22 protein-coding genes and 1 pseudogene are annotated in these 19,646 nt (G+C 61.6%); 7 read left to right on the top strand and 16 right to left on the bottom strand.

All coding sequences use genetic code 11. From position 1 onward, the window contains the following. Window positions 1–190 precede the first annotated feature (190 nt). The 6 genes from B1526_RS07785 to infC all read right to left on the bottom strand — a co-directional run bounded on the left by B1526_RS07785 (window position 191) and on the right by infC (window position 4,863). Complete coding sequence (locus tag B1526_RS07785; protein WP_095615489.1) at window positions 191–1,027, bottom strand: NUDIX hydrolase; 837 nt, start codon at window positions 1,025–1,027, stop codon at window positions 191–193. Window positions 1,028–1,378: 351 nt separating this feature from the next. Continuing rightward, window positions 1,379–2,218, bottom strand: a complete 840-nt coding sequence (locus B1526_RS07780) for a ParA family protein (RefSeq protein WP_095615488.1) — start codon at window positions 2,216–2,218, stop codon at window positions 1,379–1,381. A gap of 106 nt (window positions 2,219–2,324) precedes the next feature. Further along, the gene (xerD, locus tag B1526_RS07775) at window positions 2,325–3,248 is read right to left on the bottom strand and encodes a site-specific tyrosine recombinase XerD (protein WP_095615487.1); all 924 of its coding nucleotides are present in this window, start codon (window positions 3,246–3,248) and stop codon (window positions 2,325–2,327) included. 256 nt (window positions 3,249–3,504) lie between these two features. Beyond that, window positions 3,505–3,888, bottom strand: coding sequence for a 50S ribosomal protein L20 (gene rplT / locus B1526_RS07770; RefSeq protein WP_095615486.1), 384 nt, complete (start codon window positions 3,886–3,888; stop codon window positions 3,505–3,507). Window positions 3,889–3,940: 52 nt separating this feature from the next. Next, complete coding sequence (gene rpmI, locus B1526_RS07765; RefSeq protein WP_024540589.1) at window positions 3,941–4,132, bottom strand: 50S ribosomal protein L35; 192 nt, start codon at window positions 4,130–4,132, stop codon at window positions 3,941–3,943. 17 nt (window positions 4,133–4,149) lie between these two features. Beyond that, complete coding sequence (gene infC / locus B1526_RS07760) at window positions 4,150–4,863, bottom strand: translation initiation factor IF-3 (protein WP_095615588.1); 714 nt, start codon at window positions 4,861–4,863, stop codon at window positions 4,150–4,152. Between the two features lie 368 nt (window positions 4,864–5,231). Between infC and B1526_RS07755 the strand changes: the two genes are divergently transcribed. From B1526_RS07755 to ybaK, 3 genes are all read left to right on the top strand, one after another. After that, a complete protein-coding gene (locus B1526_RS07755) occupies window positions 5,232–5,966 on the top strand; it encodes a thiamine diphosphokinase (protein WP_095615485.1) in 735 nt (244 codons plus the stop codon). A gap of 175 nt (window positions 5,967–6,141) precedes the next feature. Beyond that, window positions 6,142–7,200 carry a type I glyceraldehyde-3-phosphate dehydrogenase gene (gap, locus tag B1526_RS07750; protein WP_095615484.1) on the top strand — a complete coding sequence of 353 codons (1,059 nt, stop codon included), beginning with the start codon at window positions 6,142–6,144 and terminating at the stop codon, window positions 7,198–7,200. A gap of 98 nt (window positions 7,201–7,298) precedes the next feature. Beyond that, window positions 7,299–7,808 (top strand): Cys-tRNA(Pro) deacylase, encoded by a 510-nt coding sequence (gene ybaK / locus B1526_RS07745; RefSeq protein ID WP_095615483.1) that lies wholly within the window; start codon window positions 7,299–7,301, stop codon window positions 7,806–7,808. On the opposite strand, the gene B1526_RS07740 is transcribed toward ybaK, so the two are convergent. Next, window positions 7,800–8,825: a 4-hydroxy-3-methylbut-2-enyl diphosphate reductase gene (locus B1526_RS07740; RefSeq protein ID WP_095615482.1), complete on the bottom strand. Its 1,026-nt coding sequence runs from the start codon at window positions 8,823–8,825 to the stop codon at window positions 7,800–7,802. The two genes, ybaK and B1526_RS07740, sit on opposite strands and share 9 nt — an antisense overlap. A gap of 373 nt (window positions 8,826–9,198) precedes the next feature. Between B1526_RS07740 and B1526_RS07735 the strand changes: the two genes are divergently transcribed. Continuing rightward, window positions 9,199–10,224, top strand: coding sequence for an aldose 1-epimerase family protein (locus B1526_RS07735; protein ID WP_095615481.1), 1,026 nt, complete (start codon window positions 9,199–9,201; stop codon window positions 10,222–10,224). Between the two features lie 122 nt (window positions 10,225–10,346). Beyond that, complete coding sequence (locus tag B1526_RS09435) at window positions 10,347–10,421, top strand: 50S ribosomal protein bL37 (RefSeq protein WP_369803150.1); 75 nt, start codon at window positions 10,347–10,349, stop codon at window positions 10,419–10,421. 117 nt (window positions 10,422–10,538) lie between these two features. Here B1526_RS09435 and B1526_RS09220 read toward each other — a convergent pair whose 3' ends face one another. Together B1526_RS09220 and B1526_RS07725 are read right to left on the bottom strand one after the other, a co-directional pair. After that, the gene (locus B1526_RS09220; protein WP_327078363.1) at window positions 10,539–10,799 is read right to left on the bottom strand and encodes a hypothetical protein; all 261 of its coding nucleotides are present in this window, start codon (window positions 10,797–10,799) and stop codon (window positions 10,539–10,541) included. A 44-nt stretch (window positions 10,800–10,843) separates the two neighbouring features. Beyond that, window positions 10,844–11,554 carry a sigma-70 family RNA polymerase sigma factor gene (locus B1526_RS07725; RefSeq protein ID WP_164470458.1) on the bottom strand — a complete coding sequence of 237 codons (711 nt, stop codon included), beginning with the start codon at window positions 11,552–11,554 and terminating at the stop codon, window positions 10,844–10,846. Between the two features lie 158 nt (window positions 11,555–11,712). Here B1526_RS07725 and B1526_RS07720 point away from each other — a divergent pair, with 158 nt between their 5' ends. Beyond that, on the top strand, window positions 11,713–13,242 hold the full coding sequence (locus tag B1526_RS07720) for a UDP-N-acetylmuramoyl-L-alanyl-D-glutamate--2,6-diaminopimelate ligase (protein ID WP_095615478.1): 1,530 nt from the start codon (window positions 11,713–11,715) through the stop codon (window positions 13,240–13,242). A gap of 49 nt (window positions 13,243–13,291) precedes the next feature. Continuing rightward, window positions 13,292–14,284 (top strand): annotated as a pseudogene (locus tag B1526_RS07715) (lipid II:glycine glycyltransferase FemX); the annotation flags it as partial. A gap of 446 nt (window positions 14,285–14,730) precedes the next feature. Here B1526_RS07715 and B1526_RS07710 read toward each other — a convergent pair. From B1526_RS07710 to B1526_RS07680, 7 genes are all read right to left on the bottom strand, one after another. After that, window positions 14,731–16,302, bottom strand: coding sequence for a bifunctional folylpolyglutamate synthase/dihydrofolate synthase (locus B1526_RS07710; protein ID WP_095615476.1), 1,572 nt, complete (start codon window positions 16,300–16,302; stop codon window positions 14,731–14,733). A 209-nt stretch (window positions 16,303–16,511) separates the two neighbouring features. Next, entirely contained in the window at window positions 16,512–16,826 is a 315-nt protein-coding gene (locus B1526_RS07705) for a type II toxin-antitoxin system RelB/DinJ family antitoxin (protein WP_095615475.1), read from the bottom strand. 109 nt (window positions 16,827–16,935) lie between these two features. After that, complete coding sequence (locus B1526_RS07700) at window positions 16,936–17,361, bottom strand: hypothetical protein (protein ID WP_133088521.1); 426 nt, start codon at window positions 17,359–17,361, stop codon at window positions 16,936–16,938. Between the two features lie 67 nt (window positions 17,362–17,428). Beyond that, window positions 17,429–18,049: a hypothetical protein gene (locus B1526_RS07695; protein ID WP_095615473.1), complete on the bottom strand. Its 621-nt coding sequence runs from the start codon at window positions 18,047–18,049 to the stop codon at window positions 17,429–17,431. A 131-nt stretch (window positions 18,050–18,180) separates the two neighbouring features. After that, window positions 18,181–18,747, bottom strand: coding sequence for a GNAT family N-acetyltransferase (locus B1526_RS07690; RefSeq protein WP_095615472.1), 567 nt, complete (start codon window positions 18,745–18,747; stop codon window positions 18,181–18,183). Window positions 18,748–18,817: 70 nt separating this feature from the next. Next, window positions 18,818–19,234 carry a HepT-like ribonuclease domain-containing protein gene (locus B1526_RS07685; protein WP_095615471.1) on the bottom strand — a complete coding sequence of 139 codons (417 nt, stop codon included), beginning with the start codon at window positions 19,232–19,234 and terminating at the stop codon, window positions 18,818–18,820. A 16-nt stretch (window positions 19,235–19,250) separates the two neighbouring features. Then, the gene (locus B1526_RS07680; RefSeq protein WP_095615470.1) at window positions 19,251–19,583 is read right to left on the bottom strand and encodes a nucleotidyltransferase family protein; all 333 of its coding nucleotides are present in this window, start codon (window positions 19,581–19,583) and stop codon (window positions 19,251–19,253) included. Between the last annotated feature and the right edge of the window lie 63 nt (window positions 19,584–19,646).

Raw genomic sequence — 19,646 nt, 5'->3', positions numbered from 1 at the left:
GTGGACTGGTGATGTGTCGAATTCCAAGGAACTTTGGGGGCGTATGCACCCGTCCTCCGGTACGCGCCACGTCATGCCACCGCCGCACCGCCGCACCGCCGCATCGACGATGCGACGATGTGACGATGTCAATGTCGGCGATGTCGTGACATACGCACGATGCATATCGCGGACATGTACCGATGTTCGTTCACACGCGTGTGTCGGTCGTGAGCGCGGAAAGCGCGCTCATATGCGCGTCGTCTGCATCCATGTGCGCGTCGACGTTCGCGAATCGCGACAGTTCGCTCACACCGAAGCCTTGCGGCAGCGCTGCGTCCGCGACACTGCCCGCGTCACCGGCGATGCCATCCGCGTCAGAGCGGAACCGGTAGAGCGCGGCGGGGCGTTGTCTGCCGACGCGCCTGCGCGCACCCGTCTCTTCGATCATGCCCGACGCGAGCGTACGCCTGCGGAAATTCGCGAGGTCGATCGAATGGCCTTCGATCGCTTCGCTCACGGCATGCAATTCGCGCAGCGTAAACTCGTCGCCGACGAGTTCACGGACGACCTGCGGCATGTCAAGGCGATGCCGCAGCCTCCAGGTCGCGTAGTCGACGATGCGCCGGTGGTCGAACGCAAGCTCGGGCAATGCGTCGTCGGCGAACCAGGCGACATTGTGTTTCGTCTCGAGCGACGCGACATCGACCTGCCCGACGAGCGCCCAGTAGCAGATCGACACCATCGGCACTCCCCCACGCGACCGCTCGGGGTCGCCGAACGTGTACAACTGCTCGAGGTATTTCGGATGGAGATCGGTCGTCGACGCGAGCGTCTCATATGCCGAACGTTCCAATGAACGGCCGGCTTTGAGCGGACCTCCCGGAAGCGCCCATGCACCGAGATACGGTTCGCGTATGCGGCGCACAAGCGGCATCCACAGACGTCTGCGCTCACCATCGTCCGCGGGACCGAGCGCGAGAATGACCGACGTCACACCCACTTGGGGCGCTTCGTTCCGCCGTTCGCTGACATTGCCAACGCCCATCGCCGCTCCTTTCCGCATCCCTGCGCACCGATGCGGTCGCGCATCAGGCATCATCGAGAACAACGTCAGCGTATCACTTATAGTCACGATGACTATAAGTGATGCTCGGATAGTGGTCATCCCCCACGGACGCACACGTACGTCCCTTTTGGCATATGCCGTTATACGCCGCAGACTCCCTGCTATATATCTGTCGCAGACGGTCGCTCACTGCGGCACTGCCGCCACTGACAGCCATATGTACGCCACAGACGGCTGCACAGTGCGGCACCGCCACCAACTACTTCTATATATCTGCCGCACATAGCCGCACAGTGCGGCACCGCCGCCATCGCCTGCCGCGTACACAATTTACGCGACGACGCCCTTCGCGATGAGTTCGCGCGCGACCTCGCGGTATTCACGCGCGGTTTTGTGGTTGTGGGCGTAATAGGTGATCGGCGCCGCCGCTACGTTCGCGTCGGGCAGTTTGATCGACCGTGAGATGACGGAATGGAACACCTTGTCGCCGAAGGCTTCATAGATGCGCTGCACGACTTCGTCGCAATGCAGCGTGTGCGTGTACATCGTCACGAGTACGCCGAACACTTCGAGTCCGGGGTTGATGCGCGCCTGTACTTTTTCAATCGATTGCATCAGCAGTGCGACGCCGCGCAACGCGAAGAATTCCGCGGCGACCGGGATGATGACGCCGTCGGCGGCCGTGAGCGCGTTCACGGTGAGCAGACCGAGCGACGGTTGGCAGTCGATGATGATCGCGTCGTATTCCTTGATAATCGGGCGCAACACGCTCGCGAGAATCTGCTCGCGGCCCACTTCGGTCACGAGTTGCACTTCCGCGGCGGACAGGTCGATGTTCGCGGGGATGATATCGAGTCCCGCGAATTTCGTCGGTTGGATGATGTCGTGGACGTCGATCTTCGGATTGAACAACGCCGTGTAGATCGTATTGTCGAGAACGTTCGCATTGATGCCGAGGCCGACCGTCGCCGCACCCTGCGGATCGAAATCGACGATGAGCACACGCCTGTCGTACTGCGCGAGCGCGCCCGCGATGTTGATCGAGCTCGTCGTCTTGCCTACGCCGCCCTTCTGGTTGCACATCGCGATGACGCGCGCCGGACCGTGCTGCCGCAACGGCTCGGGCACCGGGAAGGTCTCGTATTCTCGTCCAAGCAAATCCGTAGGCATACCGCTCACTTTATCAGGTCATGCATTTCCCGACGTTCCGGCCGGGCCGGGAACGTCCTGTCTTCACTAAAGTTCTAGTGTACCGCTTCACCACCACCGAAAACGGCTATTTGGCGCGTGGGTGAGCGGTGATGTACGTTTCGATGAGCACGTCGGGGCTGACATGGGTGTAGATCTGCGTCGTCTTGACCGACGCGTGCCCGAGCAGCTCCTGCACCGTGCGCACGTCGGCGCCGCCCTGCAGCAGGTGCGTCGCGAACGAATGCCGCAACGTGTGCGGATGCAGCGGCCGTGTAATGTGCGCGCGCTCGCCGGCGCGGCGGATGATCTCCCACACCGACTGGCGCGACAGGCGGCGTCCACGTAGGTTGAGGAACACGGCGCGCAGCTCAGATGAACGTTTCGCCTTCTCCTGCAGCACGGTGCGCCCATATTTGAGGTACGTGAGGAGTGCGTCGCGCGCGTAGTCGCCGAACGGCACGAGGCGCTGCTTGCTGCCTTTTCCCGTCAGGCGGACGACTTGTTCGTCGAAGTCGAAATCGTCGAGGTTCGTCGCGACCGCTTCGCTCACGCGGCAGCCCGTCGCGTACATGAACTCGAGGAGCGCGCTGTCGCGCAGTCCGGCCGCGTCGTCGGTGTCGTCGGTCGCGGCCGCCTTGAGCAGCGCGGCGACCTCATCGACGTCGAGCACATCCGGCAACCGCGAACCGGATTTCGGTGCCTTGACCGATTGCGACACGTCATCGTCGACGATATGTTCGCCAAACATGAAGCGGTGGAACATATGGACGCTCGCGAGATGCCGAGCGCGACTTGTGCCGCTCTGTCCGTCGATTGCGAGCGATTGCAGGAACGCTTCGACGTGCAGTGTCGTGATCTGCCGGGGTCCATCGATCCCGCGGTCGGCGAGCCACAGGATATAGCGGTCGAGGTCGCGTTCGTACGCTTCGATGGTCGCCTTCGCGAGACCGCGTTCGACGTCGATGTACGCGAGGAACCTCGATTTGACCATCTGCAGTTCATTCGCCATCCCCATCGCCCCTGACTTCTTCGACTCCAACTATGCAAACGGACACACAGTGCGGCGCTGCCGCCGACTATGTCTCTATGTACACCGCAGACGGCCGCACGGTACGGCACCGCCGCCGACAACGGCCACTCACACGCCGCAGACGGCCGCACACTGCGGCGCCCCGCCGCCACATACACCGCACAGAAAGAGCCGAACCCGCACGGAGGCTGGGTTCGGCTCATACGATACGCGGACGGCGCGCGCTGCGGTTCGCTCAGGCAGCGACCGGAGCGTTGACGTCCTCAGGCAGCGCGGCCTTCGCCTGCTCGACAATCGCCTGGAACGTGTCCGGATCGGAGACAGCGAGCTCGGCGAGCGCACGGCGGTCGAGTTCGATGCCGGCGAGGCGCAGGCCCTGGATGAAACGGTTGTAGGTGATGCCTTCGTTGCGGACCGCGATGTTGATGCGCTGGATCCACAGCTTGCGGAAGTCGCCCTTGCGCGCCTTGCGGTCACGGTAGTTGTAGTTGAAGGAGTGCAGCAGCTGTTCCTTCGCCTTGCGGTACAGGCGCGAACGCTGGCCACGGTATCCCGAGGCCCTATCGAGTACTGTACGACGCTTCTTGTGGGCGTTCACTGCGCGCTTGACACGTGCCATTGTTGTTCCTCAGCTTTCTAAAAAATCTTCAAACGGTATCGACTTGCCGGTCTCAGCCCAGCAGGCCCTTCATCTTCTTGGCCTGCGACGTCGGCAGAGCGGAGTCGCGCTTGAGGTCGCGGCGCTTGTGAGCGGACTTGTGCTCGAGGTTGTGGCGCATGCCGCAGCCAGCGTGCATGAGCTTACCGGAACCGGTCACACGAACGCGCTTGGCGGCCGCGGTCTTTGTCTTCATCTTCGGCATTGCTGCCCTCCTTGTTGTTACTTCGTTGCTGAAGTCTCGGTTGCTTCGGCGACGACGGCTTGTGCTTCCTTCGCCTCCTGGGCTTTGGCTTCCTGCTTGGCTGCAAGACGTGCCGCCTGCCGCGCCTGGCGTTCCGCGCGCGATTCGGCACCGCGGCGGCGCTGTTCGGACTGCGTGTGCACTTTCTTGCCCTTGGGAGCCAACGTCATGATGATGTTGCGTCCCTCCTGCTTCGGTGCGGATTCAATGGTCCCCGATTCCGCGACCTCGTCGGCGAGCCGCTGGAGCAGTTCCACACCGCCGATCGGACGGGACTGTTCGCGTCCGCGCAGCATGATCGTGACCTTGACTTTGTCACCTCCGTTGAGGAAGCGCTCGACGTGGCCTTTCTTGACCTCGAAGTCGTGTTCGTCGATCTTCAGGCGGAAACGGATTTCCTTGATTTCCGCGGTGCTCTGGTTGCGGCGCGCTTCGCGCTGCTTGATCTTCTCGTTGTACTTGAACTTGCCGTAGTCGATCAGCTTGGCAACCGGGGGCTTCGCGTTCGGCGCCACCTCGACGAGATCGAGGTTCGCTTCCTTCGCCAGGTTCAGTGCGACGGAAGTCGCGATGACTCCCACCTGCTCGCCGTTCGGTCCGATAAGGCGCACCTGTGAGACGCGAATCTCGTCGTTAATGCGTGGTTCGTCGCTAATGATGACTCCATTCCTATGGTTTCGTGCCGTGGTCATCCACTGTGCCGCCATCATGCTTCGTTCATCGGCATCGTCGACCGTCCGTTTCATGGACGTGCCGGTTCCGCCGCAGCACCATGTGCGCGGCTGGGCGGTGCCTGCGCCGCATATGTGCGCGAAGGCGATGCCTATGACCCGAAGTCATGACGAACTTCCAGGTGGGTTTCCCACTTTCTTGATTTCTCAAGCCTGAACGATACTACCACACCCCCGGACTTTCGCGACACACGGAGGCTTGCGTTGTGCGGGGAGGGCGCCGCGGACCGCGGCGCCCTCCCCATCGGCGACCATGTACGGCCGCATCGGCGCGCTTGCCGCACAGCACGCTATCATCGGAGCGGACACGAACGAACCGAGGAGCAACCATGCAATCCGCCGATACCTTACGTTGCGTCGTCTTCGCCGCGGGCGACTACTACGATTCGCCATATCCGCCGCCGTCCGACGCGTTCGTCGTCGCCGCGGACGGCGGCTACGACCATGCGCGCGCACGGGGATGCCATGTCGACGTCGTCGTCGGCGATTTCGATTCGACGTCGGTGCCGCGCGCCGACGTCGACGCGCGCACGGTCGCATTGCCGAGCGAGAAGGACGACCCCGACCTGCTGAGCGCATTGAAGATCGGTTGGCGGCGCGGCGCGCGCGAATTCCATGTCTACGGTGCGCTCGGCGGCCGCGTCGACCATACGATATCGAACATCCAGCAGACGGCGCTCGTCGCCGCGCACGGCGGCATCGCGTATCTGCACGGCGACGGCCGCGTCGTCACGGCCGTGTGTGGCGCCGCGCTCGAGTTCCCGGCGCACGACGTGCACGACACCCAATATGTGTCCGTCTTCTCCCATACCGATTCCTCGTCGGGCGTATCGGAGACGGGGCTCAAGTACGGCCTTGACGACGCGGTGTTGACGAATCTCGAAGTCAACGGCCTGAGCAACGAATTCGTCGACCGGCTCGACGCGCGCGTCGCGGTGCGCGACGGCATCCTCATCGTCGTGTTCGACGACCGCGCGCCGCTGCCGGCGCTCGTCGGCGCCGACGTGCGCGGCGACCTCGGTGCGGTCTCGGCGAAGGTCACCGATGCGCTCGTCGTGCGCTGAACGCGCGGCGCTTCGTGCGGACGGTCGATGGTGCATACGTTCTCACGTATTTTTCAACGATTTCGGCGCGCGCGAACGTGGCTGAAGTCAAGCAAAGCAACTAGAGTGGAGACGTTGGTTAACCAAGCCGAGGGGCGTGCGAACGCCCCGAAGCTGTCCCCAAGGGAGAAACTACATGACAGTTAAGATTGGTATCAACGGCTTCGGCCGTATCGGTCGCCTCGCGTTCCGCCGCATCTTCGAGCTGCAGGAGAAGGGTGGCGAAGCCGCCGACATCGAGGTCACCGCGATCAACGATCTGACCTCGCCGGCCGCCCTCGCCTACCTGCTCAAGTACGACAGCACCCACGGCGTCTTCAAGCACGTCGACGGCACCCCGGTCGACGTCAAGGCCACCGACACCGCCATCGTCGTCGATGGCAAGGAATACCCGGTCTACGCCGAGCGCGACGCGCGCGACCTCAAGTGGGTCGCGAACGACGGCGTCGAGTTCGTGCTCGAGTGCACCGGCTTCTACACCTCCGCCGAGAAGTCCCAAGCCCATCTGGACGCCGGCGCGAAGAAGGTCCTCATCTCCGCCCCGGCGAAGGACGAGACGACCCCGACCGTCGTCTTCGGCGTCAACCACGACATCCTCAAGAAGGACGACAACATCGTCTCCGCCGGCTCCTGCACGACCAACTCGATGGCCGCGATGGTCAAGCTCCTCAACGACAAGTGGGGCATCAAGGCCGGCTTCATGACGACGATCCACGCCTACACCGGCACCCAGATGATCCTCGACGGCCCGCGCGGCAACAAGAGCGGCCGTGCGCTGCGCGCCGCCGCGGTCAACACGATCCCGCATTCGACGGGCGCCGCGAAGGCGATCGGCAAGGTCGTCCCGGAAGTCAACGGCAAGCTGCAGGGCCACGCCCAGCGCGTGCAGGTCCCGGACGGATCGATCACCGAGCTCTTCACCGTCCTCGACAAGGACGCGACCGTCGACGAGATCAACGCCGCGTTCAAGGACGCGTTCGAGGATTGCGCGTACTACGGCTACAACGATGACGAGATCGTCTCCGGCGACATCGTCGGCGACACCCACGGTGGCGTCTTCGATCCGACGCAGACCGACGTCAACACCGTCGACGGCGTGACGATGGCCCGCACCGTTGCCTTCTACGACAACGAGTACGGCTTCACGTCGAACATGGTGCGCACGCTCGAGTACTTCGCCGAGATCTCCGAGTGAGCAACCGCGCCTAGCGCGCGCCATCACTAACCCATCAGGGCTTTCGCTCATGCGGAAGCCCTGTTTTTGTTGCCGTTCGTCGGTCCTACACTGAGCATATGGGCAACAAGAAGCAGAAGGCGGCCGCGACGCCGGCAATCAAACAGCTTGAGGACGCGGGCGTCACGTTCACGATCCACGAATACGAACACAGCAACGATGACACGGAGGGGTACGGCCTCGAAGCGGCGCGCAAGCTCGGCTACGACGAACGGCAGGTGTTCAAGACGCTGATGGCGGACGCCGGTGACGAACGCGTCATCGGCGTCGTGCCAGTCAACGGCCATATGAGTCTCAAGGAGCTCGCGCACACCGTCGGCGTGAAGAAGGCGGACATGGCCGATCCGAAGGTCGCGATGCGCGAAAGCGGCTACGTCGTCGGCGGCATCTCCCCACTCGGTCAGAAGACGCGGCATAGGACCGTGCTCGACTCGTCGGCGATGGATTTCGATGTCATCCTCGTCTCAGGCGGTAAACGCGGCCTGAGCCTCGGTGTCAACCCACATGACCTCGTGCGGGTCCTCGACGCGGTCGTCGCACCGATCGGCACGACGAACAAATCATACTGAGCGCAACGCCTTCGGCAATACGAAGTGCATGTTCTCCTGGATCGTCTCGACGGTGTCCACTTCGTCGAATCCAAGCGTCCGCAGACGTTCGACGACGCCCGTGACGAGTTCGTCGGGAACGGACGCACCCGACGAGACACCGATCGTATCGACACCATCGAACCATGAGGGATCCATTTCGGCGGCGTCGTCGACGCGGTGCGCCGTGCCGCGCGCGCCGAGCGCCTCGTCCGCGACCTCCATCAGCCGCACCGAATTCGATGAGTTCGCGGAGCCGACGATGACCATCGCATCCGCCTGTTGCGCGACGAGTTTGACGGCTTCCTGCCTATTCGACGTCGCATAGCAGATGTCCGAACTCGGCGGCAGCTCGATCCAAGGGAAACGCTTCTGCAACGCGTCGATGACATCGGCAGTCTCGTCGACGCTCAGCGTCGTCTGCGTGAGCAATACGAGTTTCGTGCCCGGTGCGAAATCGAGACCGTCGACATCGGCGGCGTGTTCGATGAGATGGACATGATCGGGCGCCTCGCCGACGACACCGACCGCCTCATCGTGGCCGTTGTGCCCGATATAGACGATCTCGTACCCCTCGCGCACAAAACGCAGCACTTCGCGGTGCACTTTGCCGACGAGCGGGCACGTCGCGTCGATGATCGTCAATCCACGGCGGTCCGCTTCACGCTGCACGTCCGGGGATACGCCGTGCGCCGAAAACACGACCGGGACACCCGCGGCGGCCGCTTCATCGGGAATCTCATCGAGTTCCTCGACGAACACGGCGCCACGCGCGGCGAGCTGCTCGACGACGTGGCGGTTGTGCACGATCTGCCGACGCACATACACCGGCGGCAGCGCGTGCGGCGCCCCGTCCGCATCCGCATTTGTGTTTGCGTGCGCCTGCGCCGCCGCGCTGTGCGGACGCGCGGTCTTGAGAATCGTATCGACCGTCTGGATCGCGCGGTCCACTCCCGCGCAGAACCCGCGCGGATTCGCCAGAATGATGCGTCGTGCCATCGTCGTCGTCCCTCCTGTATCCAATCGACTCCCTACGATACCAAACACCACTGTTCGTGCACACTATAGACGGCCGCACACTGCGGCACCGCCGCCACTGACGTCCATGTGTCTGCTGCAGATAGCTGTCTTCTGCGGCACCGCCGCCAACAACGTCCGTGTGTACGCGGTAGACGGCTGCACATCGCGGCACCGCCACCAACACCGTCCGTGCGTACGCGGCAGATGGCTGCACATCGCGGCACCGCCGCCATGTGCGCGCTCACATCCGCGTGTGTTCGTATTATGATGGTTGAGCAATCATCCGCACTTTCCGAAGCGCACGCGCCGCACGACGTCCGCACACGCTTCAGGCGACCAATGGAGCAGCCACATGTCTTCGACGACGACATCGACATCGACACCGACATCGACACAACCAACACGAACTTCGACACCATCGACAACGGCGGCAACGACGCCGCTGCCGCCGCGCACCGGCGACCAATACACGATCTCCCACGGGCGCTACCGCGCCGTCATCACCGAGGTCGGCGCGACGCTGCGCATCCTCACATGCGACGGTGTGGACGTGACCGTTCCGCTCGGCGCGGACGACATTGTCAGCTGCTGCCACGGACAGCTGCTCATCCCGTTCCCGAACCGCATCGCGCACGGCACCTACACGTTCGACGGCACGACCTACCAACTGCCGATCAACGAACCCGCGCGCGACAACGCGATCCACGGTTTCGCAAGGGACCAATATTGGACACTCGTACGCCTCACCGAGCGCGACGTGACGTTGGCGTGGCGCATGCCGCCCGTCTCCTACTACCCGTTCGATATATACGTGACCGCGACCTATACGCTCGACGACGACGGTCTGCACGTGCGCGTGCGCGCGCACAACCTCGGTGCGACCGCCGCGCCGTGGGCGCTCGCGATGCATCCGTGGATCGCGAACGGTTTCAGCGGATATGGTGACGAGATCGACGCCGACAACGCGCGGTGCACGCTCGAGATCGCCGCGGACACGCACGTGTGCGTCAACGACAACCTGATCCCGACCGGGACCGAACCCGTCGACGGGACGAAGTTCGATTTCCGCACGCCGCGCGCGCTCACCGAACAGCCGTACGACGACGCGCTCACCGACGTCCACCATGATGCATCAGGCAATACGGCTGCGGTGCTGACGCGTCCCGACGGCATGCGTGTGCGCGTCGGCGGCGACGGCACGATCACGTCGTTCCAGGTCTGCACCGGCACCGGCTTCCCACCGGACCAGCATCCGGCGGGTGTCGCGGTCGAACCGCAGACAGCGTACGCGAACGCGTTCGCGACCGGCGTCGACCTCATCCGCCTCGAACCCGGGAGCACGAGCGAAACGCATATGTTCATCGGCGTGCTCGACTGAGCGTCCGGTGCATGCATGCCGCCGCACCGATTCGTCCATCAGCGCCACGTCTCGGCGGCATGCGATAATCCTGTAGGCTAATCAAGGCTAGCATTGATTGTTTCTATCCAAAGGAGTCCATCATGGGAATGCGCGGACGTAAGCGTAAGGCTCGTCGTAAAAAGGCAGCGAACCACGGCAAAAGGCCAAACGCCTGATTCGCCGGCCACGGCCTGACCAAGGCCCGGTATACGACAAGAACCCTTGGAATCCTCATGGTTCCAAGGGTTCTTCGTTTGTTCCGGACGACTGCACGGCCATCGTCCGCGCCGACGTCACCGCCCGTCCGCGTTGTGGTGGATGACCGTATGGGTGATGACGGTATGCGTCACATGGTGCTTGCCGCCGCAGCACGCGTCGAGCGTCATCCTGAGTTTCTCATAGAGGCATTCGGGGGCCTCGTCCGGCCGCAGCACCGCGCGCATCGCGCGGATCATCATCTGTTCGTAGTGGTCGCAGCATGTATCCGGATCGAAGCAGTCCGCGCTGTGCGCGTCTTCGGCGCCTTCCGCCGCCTCGTTGTTCGGTTCGTTCATCTCGTCGTTTCCCAATTGTTCCTGTTCGGGCCGCTCGTCCGCGTTCATCGCGCACCGCCCTTCGCCGTATTGTCCACGAGTTCGTGGTCGCCATCAGATTCAATGGGTTTCGACGTCGATTTATTTCCGCTCACGACAGCGACGACGTCGGTCTTCGGTTTGCGTCCGCGTCTGCCGGACGCCTTCGTGGGCTGTGTGCTGTAGCCGCGCGCCGCCGCGTATTCGGCGAGTTCCTTGCGCAGCTGGGTGCGCGCACGGTTGAGGCGGCTCATGACGGTGCCGATCTTGATGCCCTGCTCATCGGCGACCTGCTGGTACGATTTGCCGTCGATCGCGGCATCGATGAACACCTGCCTGCGTTCCTCGGGCAGCTTGTTGAGCGCGGCCATGATCTCCTCCGGCGCAAACGCCTCGAGATACTCCTGTTCGGCCGATCGCAGCCCTTGCGACGCGTGTTCGGACGCCGCGTAGATGTCCCAGTCGTCGTATTCGCCCGTCGCGTCGTTCGCGCGCTGCGGACGACGCTTCGCTTTCGCATACTGGTTGAAGAAGGCGTTGCGTTCGATCGTCGTCATCCACGCTTCGAAGTTCGAGCCCGGTTTGAACGAGTCGAAGGCCTTGAAGCCGCGTTCGAACGTGTCCTGGACGAGGTCCTGGGCGTCCTCCGGATTGTTCGTGAATTTCATCGCCTGACGATAGAGCGCGTTGACGGCGGGCATCGCGAGTTTCTCGAAGCGCGCGCGCTTGGCCTCCATCGTCTCGGCTTTCGTCTCTTGTTCGGTCACGCTCCCCATTGTACGCAACTCCCCCGCTCAAGCCCGCGGCGTTACGCGTCCATGCGCGTACACGATGCAAGCCGCGCGGTAGAATGCTTGGACGGAACAACGGTACCCCCAAGGAGCATAGACAAGCCATGACGTTGACATTGCAATCCGCCGCCGACCTGCTGAGTGAACACGGTCTGCTGCGTGAGATCATCACCCCGGATCGTTGGACCGATTTCGCGGGCGTGCTTCCCGGCGCCGACGTCCCGTTCGCCCACATCACCTACGACACGAAGCAAATCCGTCCGCGCACGCTCATGTGCTGCAAAGGCAACTTCAAAGCCGCATACCTTGATGGCGCCGACGACGCGGGCATCGCCGCATACGTCGCCGAACACGACTACAGCAGCGCCACGCGCGCGCCCGGCCTCATCGTCAGCAGCGCGACGAAGGCGCTCAGCCTCCTCGCACAGGCGTTCTACGACTATCCCGAACGTGAGCTCACGCTCATCGGCGTCACCGGCACGAAAGGCAAGACGACGACGGCGTACTTCACGCACGCGGTCATCAACACGATGTGCGGCGGCACGTGCGCGTTGTTCTCATCGGTCGACAACTGCGTCGATGGCAAGCACTACGTCGCATCCGACCTGACGACGCCCGAATCGCTCGACGCGGCACGTATGATGCGCGAAGCGGTCGCCAATGGCATGCGTTACCTCGTCATGGAGGTATCGTCGCAGGCGTACAAGGTCGACCGCGTCCACGGCCTGACGTTCGACGCGGCCGCGTTCCTCAACATCTCCCCCGACCACATCAGTCCGATCGAACACCCCACATTCGAGGACTATCTGTATTGCAAACGGCAGATCGTACGCAACACGCGCGCACTTGTGCTCAACATTCCCGGGGATTACACGGACCTCATCGCCGAGGACGCAACCGTCATGAACGTCCCCGTCACGACATGTTCGATCGAGGACATGAACGCCGACGTCAACGCACGTCCGGTCGACGACGCACATACGACGTTCGCGTTCACCGCGGGGCAGCCGCTCGGGGAACTCCATCTCGCACTCGAAGGCGACTTCAACTATGCGAACGCGTGCGCGGCGCTCGCGCTCGCGCACACTGTCGGCATCGACATCGAAGATCCGCGCGCGCTGCAATCGCTCGCCGATGTGCGTATCTCGGGACGTATGGAGGAGATGGAGGATCCGCGTTCGGACACGGTCGCGATCGTCGACTATGCGCACAATTATGCGTCGGTGAGCGCATTGCTCGACTTCATCGAACGCAGGTTCGGCGACCGTCATCCACGGATCACACTCCTCACCGGCTCGACGGGAGACAAGGCGATCGACCGCCGCCATGAGATCGTCGAAGCCGCGCAGGACCGTGTGCAGCGCATCGTGCTGACGGCCGAGGACACGGACAAGGAAGATCCGATGGCGGTCGCCGAGGAGATGCTCGGCTATGTGACGAATCCGGACGTCGACGCGTCGATCATCATCGACCGCGCCGCCGCGGTCGAAGACATCGTCGCCGAAGCGCGCGACCATGACGGTTTCGACGTGCTGCTCGTCATCGGCAAAGGCGACGAACAATGGATGAAGGTACGCAACAGGCACGTACCCTACGAAGGCGACTCGTACATCCTCACACGGATGTTCAGCTGAACGCGCACCGCATACATAGAATAGGGATGCCAAGGAACGAAAGGACATCATGATCACGATCGAACGCGTCAGTCCGCAGACGATGGAACGCGAAGCAGCCGCCAACGGCATCGAACTGCCGATCGAACAGACGTCGGTATGGGCGGACTTCCAGACGGGCGTCGCGGGACGCACCCCCTGGGGTTGCCTCATCATCAGGCAGGACAACGCACTTGTGGCGGTCGTCTCGCTCATCGACATGGAGACGCACGGCTACCACTATCTGCGCTCCGTGCACGGCCCAGTATGGAAAAGCAAGCCGGATGAGCGGCTCGAACAGGCCGTCATCGCCGAACTCGTCGACTTCGTCAAGACGCACGACAAGCATATCGCGTTCCTGCGCATCGACACCTGGTCGGACAAGGGGACGTATCCGGTCCTTTCGACGGTGCCGTACAACGAAACGGTCATCCTTGACGTGACGGGCGGCGACGACGCGATCCTCGCACGCATGAAGCGGCGCGGCAGACGCGACGTGCGCAAGGCGTTGCGTGAATCGCCGGCGTCGTGCGCGGATGAGACGGACATCGCAACGAAGGACTTCTCGGAATACTACGCGGTCATGGTCGAAACAGCGAAACGCGACGGCTTCTCCCCCGCGCCGATGAGCGACTACGTGGATATGATCAAGGCGCTTGGCCCCGAGCATTGCCGTGTGTTCGGCGCACGCATCGACGGCAAGGTCGTCGCATGGTCGATCGTCACCTTGCAAGGGAAAACCGGCGTGTACTACTACGCGTCGATGCTCACGTCCGTCAGGCGCGAACATGTGCCCGACAAACTGCTGTACACGGTCGCGTGCACGCTCGGGCAGATGGGATACGAGAAGCTCGACCTCATGGGCATTGGCAACGATTTCGCACCGTCGCTCACGTCGCTCAACGAATTCAAGACGAAGTTCACCGAAGAGACGACGATGATCGCCGCCGGATACGATATCCCGATCAAGAAGACGTTCTACAACGCGCTGCGGCTCATGCAGAAGATCAGGCGCGCGTTGCGGCCGAAGCCGCAGGGCAACGCCGAGAAGGCGGCGAAGAAGAAGGAACTCGACCGCAAGGCGCACGAAGCGGCAAAAGCCTCGAAGGGCGCAGCCGCGAAGCCGAAGGACGGCGGAGAGAAACCGAAGGATGGTGCTGCGAAGAAGGCATCTGCGGCGACGACACAGCAGTCGACGGCGCCGCAGCAGTCGATGACGCAACCACAGAACCCGACGAAGTAGTCATCAGCGATACGACATGGGCGGTCCGCACAAGCCGGGCCGCCCATGTCGTCATATACGAACTTCCCACGTGGCTGTACGTTGCGGCACCGCCGCCACTGACGTCTCCACGTACGCTGCAAAAGGCCGCACGTCGCGGCACCGCCGCCAACAACAACCAAACGTACGCCACAGACGGCCGCACGTCGCGGCACCGCCACCTCGTACAGCCGCCCACATCAGCCGTATCAGTGTTCCGCGGCACCTCCGTCCGCGTCTTCCGCATCATCCGTATCGTCCGCGCCGACGATGCCGCACACATCGAAGACATCGAAATCGGTGTCCTGATCCGATTCGTATTCGCGTTCCGCTTCGTCCATCTCGGCGTCCGCGCGCGCCTCGGGCGTCACGACCGGCTGGTGCACGCGTTCGGATTTCGTCAGCGTGAGGTCGGGGTGAATCGATTCCTTGAGCAGCATGCGCGCGTCGCCCGCCGTGACGAAGCTGCCGCAGATGAGCACACCGTGCCCGTAGCCGACACCGAGTTCGTCGTCGGCGTCGACGCGGTTGACTGCTTCCTGGATCGCGTCCGGCAGCGACGGGATGCACGTGACGCGCTCCGCGCCGAACACGTCGTCCGCGATCTTCTCAAGCTCCTGTGCAGGCATCACGCGGTCCTTCCACGAGTTCTCGGTGACGATAACCTCGTTCACGATCGGTTCGAGCACGCCGAGATATTCCTCGACCTGCTTGTCCTCCATCATCGCGACGACGGCGACGAGCTGCGTGAAGTCGTAGTTCTCCTCGATTGCCGCGCGCAACGCCTCGGCCGCGTTGACGTTGTGGCCGCCGTCGATGATGATCGTCGGCGAGTTCCTCACCTGTTCGATGCGTCCCGGGATCTTGACCGAACTCAACGCCTCGCCAACGAGGTCGCCGTCGAGCGCACCGGTGACCGGGACGACGACCTCGGCCGCGCATAGCGCCGCGAGCGCGTTGTGCGCCTGATGTTCGCCGAATTTGTCGATCGGCACATCCGCATATGTCCCGTTCGGCGTGTGCAACGTGACCATCTGTCCGCCGACCGCGGGCATACGGGAGACGACTTCCGCCTCGTAGCCGTCGCGTACGAGCGTCGCATGGTTCTCGGCGGCCGCTTCCTCGATGATCGACATGACCTCGTCCTCGTGCGGCTGCCGCCCGATGACCGCCGTGCAGCCGGGTTTGATGATGCCGACCTTCTCCTGTGCGATCTGTTCGACCGTGTCGCCGAGCCACGCCATATGGTCCATGTCGATTGGTCCGATGACGGCCGCGTCCGCGTCGAGCACGTTCGTCGCATCCCAACGTCCGCCCATGCCGACCTCGACGATCGCGACGTCGACGGGGGCGTCCGCGAACTTCCATATCGCCATCGCCGTGAGCACTTCGAAGAAGCTCATGCGCGGCGCGCCTTCCGCGTCCATTTTCGCGTCGACGAGCGCGACGAAGTCCTTCATCTGTTCCCACAGTTCGACGAAATCGTCGTCGGACAGACGTTGTCCGTCGATCGCGATGCGTTCGTTGACGTGTTCGAGATGCGGTGATGTGTACAGTCCCGTACGCATGCCGCACGCGCGGCAGATCGCTTCGGCCATGCGCGCCGTCGAGCCTTTGCCGTTCGTGCCGGTGATGTGGATGATGCGGAACGAATCCTGCGGATCGCCGAGCAGATCGAGGATCATCTTCATGCGTTTGAGATCGAGGTTCGTCGTGTTCCGTTCGCTCGGACGACCCATGATGTCCCGTTCGACGTCGTGGATGCTGCTCTTGTCTGCCATTCGCGCTGACCTTCCCGCTGTGTGCCCACTGTGTGCGCTGCCGATTCGATTCAGCTGTCCATTCTATGCGCCCACCTCCCCGTCCACTTTGGGCGCATCATCAGCTGCATTTGCTTGCAATGCACGAACGGTTCATATCGAGCATAAGCAACCTCAAAAGTTCTGGAGGCACTTGTTGGATGGCCTGAAGAATCCGAACGGCAGCCATCTCACTGCTTCCAGATTTGAGGAAGGATAGGCGTTCCATCCTCATCCGTCTTTGGTATAAGCACCATGGAATCAGGGATTTCGATGATGGGATAACCGCGGTCATCCGTGCCCCTGTACACTACACCGTTCGATGACCTCGCATCCGCCGCCGGCAATGCAGGTGCGGCACTTGGAGTAAACGGCATTCGCTGTTCCTTGACAGATTGACGCAGGAACACATTGATGGCAGTGTTCAGACTCATCCCCATCGATTCATATAGTGCGGCAGCCTGTGCCTTAAGATCCGCATCCACGCGATATGTCGAAGTGACCATGACTCTTCCTTCACAATAGTATTGCATCTATATATCAATAGTAATACTATTGCATTATCGATCAACCACGGATGTGAGACGTTCACCGCTCAACCATTGGATACGCCATTCACCCGTTGCCGCGGTCCTGCAGCTCCCACACCTTCGTGCCATCATCTTGCGGCAGCAGCATGTAGGACTCCACGTGGTCCTCGTCGTCCACATGCTCTTGGCAGGTCATGTCGACGAACAGTACAGCCGCGCCACCGCGCCCGCGTTCCCTCACCGCTCTTCCGAGTGCGGAACCGTGGCCTTCGTCATAGGAGTCGATCTCCATATCGACAATATCCTCGCTCTGCCGTTCGTCATACGTCACCTTGTCGACGCTACAGTTCTTCATACCCGCGTTCACTCTGTATGACGCCTGCACCAGATCGTCCAGTTGCGCATCCGTGAATTTCGAGGACGCGGAAATCTCGACCTTCGTATGCGACGTGTCAAGTGGTTTCGGCCACAGCCACCACACGCCCACCGCAACCGCTGCTACTACGACCACTGCGACGATTGCCCTTGTCAACCGCTTCCACGAATGTGCGCTATGCGATTCCATCAATCAACTACCCTCACTGATCACGCACCGTGATGCCGTCGGCCACAATCGGCGCGGGCGCATCCGACTCGTCGATGCGGTATGCGATCTCCGCCTTGGTACCGTTTTCCGGTGTGATCGTGACGACACTCGTGTCGGCTCCGATGCCGGTCACGCCCATGTCCGCGATGCCCGCGTTCATGTACCGCGTGTCACTGTACGGTCGGCAATCGAGATGCCGCCTGCTCAATTGCACACCAAACCGCCATTCGACGTTCGCGCCACCCTCCCCCGTGCACATCGCGATGAGCGTGTACGACTTGTCCGCGCGGAAATCGAGCTTCGTCTCGTTCTGCATCGTCTGCATCACATGTGCGCCGTTCACGTCCAGATAACTGGGCGCAGGCCCCGCGGATTCAATCATCGTCCCACCCACAGGGAAGTTCCGCAGCTCGTCCTGCAGCCGCTTGACCTGATAGTCGGGCAGGACATGGTATCCATCATCCGCATTCGGGGTTGTTGTTTCCGCACTGCTCGACGTCGGCGAGGACGTTGCCGGAGGGTTCGCCGCGTCATGTGTGCCCCCACATGCACCACATGCGCCGATCATCGCGATCGATAGCGCGGCGGCGCTGATGATACGATATCTCCCCATCACAATCACCTTCTCATGATTGATATTGATAATTATTATCTCTTCAATTATTTATCCCCATTATCTCTCTCGTATACGCATGCCGCAATGTCGACACACGGTACCGTTCACATTGTCGCGATACACGTTCCTCAGGCGCGCGGCATCTGCCAATAGTCGTAGTAGTGCGTACCGTCGTGCCCGATGAGCGGCTGCCTTTTCGCGACGTATCCCGCACCCGCGAGCGCTGCGCGTCGTTCGACCGCGTAGATCGGCGCTTTCGTCGCGATTTTTGCGCAACCGAACAATGTCATGAATGGAACGGACACAAGATCGAGGATGCCGTGGATGACATCCTCGCGTTCGTACGCGACCGCGAGATCGATGCGGAGGATGCCGCAATCATCGTAGTAATCGTCGGCTTCGCGGCGGAACATCTCCAATGTGCCGATTGTCTTCTCCGTTTCCAATGATTCGACGGCGAAGCGCACAAAACCACGGTTCTCGTGGTATTCGACGAGCCAGTACTTGATGCTTTCCTCGACGTCGTGCAACGTGCGGCAGTAGAAATTCGCGCCGTGGCAGTTGTCGGAGTTGAAGAACGGCAGCGCGAGCCTGTCGCCATATACGGTGAGCAGGTCTTCGGCGTCACCGGGTTCGATCAGGCGGATACGGTAGGCGTCGTCGCACAATTCCGGGCAGTTGTCATAGATATCCATATTTCAATCCTAGCTTTCGCGCACCGGAGACGCGCAAAGGTGTCCCACGCTTTCTCTTCGTTGGCAACGACTAGTCTTCCTCTGGAGGCAAAGGAGTCGTGATGTCATCCAGCATGGCAACAGGTCCAAAATCCACAGAATCATCTTCGAGAAGGGACTCGAGCAACTCAACCAACGCGGGAGTGTCGTTCATAACCGAACCGTACAGAACACGAAGGTCCACCTCGTCGTATTTATGTACCAGCCAATCTCGGGTACCTGCTATCGCACGCCAATCAACAGAACTCTCATCTGACCTGAATTCCCGAGAGAGTCCTTTCACGTGTTCTCCAACTTGGGCAATGGCCATCGCCACTGCGAACTGAGTTTGCACATGCGACTCATCAGAGAATTCACCGAAAGTCATCTCTCCTATGAATGAGGATGCAAGGTTCAAATATCGCAGCATGGCAGCCAAGTGCATGGCATCTTTTTCGCCCAGAATCATGAGACACCCCTTCTCCTCATAGAATCCTATAGACGGGATGCTGTTGCAGATTATGCATGAACGCTCGGCGGATGCGCTCCGAATCCCTGTCTTTCTTGGGTTCGTCGAGATATTCCTTGCGAATCAGATCCACAGGTCTACCCAATGATTCACTCAGTTTTTTCCGAAAATCAATGACCGTTCGATACTCTTCTGGAGCACATGGAAAATCGTAGATGAAATCGACATCGGATTGTTCTGTTTGCGTGCCCTGCGCCATCGAACCGAACAAATACAGTTCCTTGATGCCATATTCGTGTGCGATGGGAACCGCAATGGCCGCAATCTTACGTGGTGTGAGATGTTCCATTCCGCCTCCTTCCGCACATACTGCCCTTATTTTATCATCGCGAGCATGATATAGGCGCGAGCA

This window comes from Bifidobacterium criceti, from assembly GCF_002286935.1.
GTDB lineage: Bacteria > Actinomycetota > Actinomycetes > Actinomycetales > Bifidobacteriaceae > Bifidobacterium > Bifidobacterium criceti.
The sequence above is the reverse complement of the archived record's forward strand: the minus strand, read 5'-3'. Positions and strand labels throughout refer to the sequence as shown.

Excerpts from the sequence above, each read along its gene's own strand:
- B1526_RS07785 (WP_095615489.1), bottom strand. The coding sequence starts at position 1,027 with ATGGGCGTTGGCAATGTCAGCGAACGGCGGAACGAAGCGCCCCAAGTG.
- B1526_RS07780 (WP_095615488.1), bottom strand. The coding sequence starts at position 2,218 with ATGCCTACGGATTTGCTTGGACGAGAATACGAGACCTTCCCGGTGCCC.
- xerD (WP_095615487.1), bottom strand. The coding sequence starts at position 3,248 with ATGGCGAATGAACTGCAGATGGTCAAATCGAGGTTCCTCGCGTACATC.
- rplT (WP_095615486.1), bottom strand. The coding sequence starts at position 3,888 with ATGGCACGTGTCAAGCGCGCAGTGAACGCCCACAAGAAGCGTCGTACA.
- rpmI (WP_024540589.1), bottom strand. The coding sequence starts at position 4,132 with ATGCCGAAGATGAAGACAAAGACCGCGGCCGCCAAGCGCGTTCGTGTG.
- infC (WP_095615588.1), bottom strand. The coding sequence starts at position 4,863 with ATGACCACGGCACGAAACCATAGGAATGGAGTCATCATTAGCGACGAA.
- B1526_RS07755 (WP_095615485.1), top strand. The coding sequence starts at position 5,232 with ATGCAATCCGCCGATACCTTACGTTGCGTCGTCTTCGCCGCGGGCGAC.
- gap (WP_095615484.1), top strand. The coding sequence starts at position 6,142 with ATGACAGTTAAGATTGGTATCAACGGCTTCGGCCGTATCGGTCGCCTC.
- ybaK (WP_095615483.1), top strand. The coding sequence starts at position 7,299 with ATGGGCAACAAGAAGCAGAAGGCGGCCGCGACGCCGGCAATCAAACAG.
- B1526_RS07740 (WP_095615482.1), bottom strand. The coding sequence starts at position 8,825 with ATGGCACGACGCATCATTCTGGCGAATCCGCGCGGGTTCTGCGCGGGA.
- B1526_RS07735 (WP_095615481.1), top strand. The coding sequence starts at position 9,199 with ATGTCTTCGACGACGACATCGACATCGACACCGACATCGACACAACCA.
- B1526_RS09220 (WP_327078363.1), bottom strand. The coding sequence starts at position 10,799 with ATGAACGAACCGAACAACGAGGCGGCGGAAGGCGCCGAAGACGCGCAC.
- B1526_RS07725 (WP_164470458.1), bottom strand. The coding sequence starts at position 11,554 with ATGGAGGCCAAGCGCGCGCGCTTCGAGAAACTCGCGATGCCCGCCGTC.
- B1526_RS07720 (WP_095615478.1), top strand. The coding sequence starts at position 11,713 with ATGACGTTGACATTGCAATCCGCCGCCGACCTGCTGAGTGAACACGGT.
- B1526_RS07710 (WP_095615476.1), bottom strand. The coding sequence starts at position 16,302 with ATGGCAGACAAGAGCAGCATCCACGACGTCGAACGGGACATCATGGGT.
- B1526_RS07705 (WP_095615475.1), bottom strand. The coding sequence starts at position 16,826 with ATGGTCACTTCGACATATCGCGTGGATGCGGATCTTAAGGCACAGGCT.
- B1526_RS07695 (WP_095615473.1), bottom strand. The coding sequence starts at position 18,049 with ATGGGGAGATATCGTATCATCAGCGCCGCCGCGCTATCGATCGCGATG.
- B1526_RS07690 (WP_095615472.1), bottom strand. The coding sequence starts at position 18,747 with ATGGATATCTATGACAACTGCCCGGAATTGTGCGACGACGCCTACCGT.
- B1526_RS07685 (WP_095615471.1), bottom strand. The coding sequence starts at position 19,234 with ATGATTCTGGGCGAAAAAGATGCCATGCACTTGGCTGCCATGCTGCGA.
- B1526_RS07680 (WP_095615470.1), bottom strand. The coding sequence starts at position 19,583 with ATGGAACATCTCACACCACGTAAGATTGCGGCCATTGCGGTTCCCATC.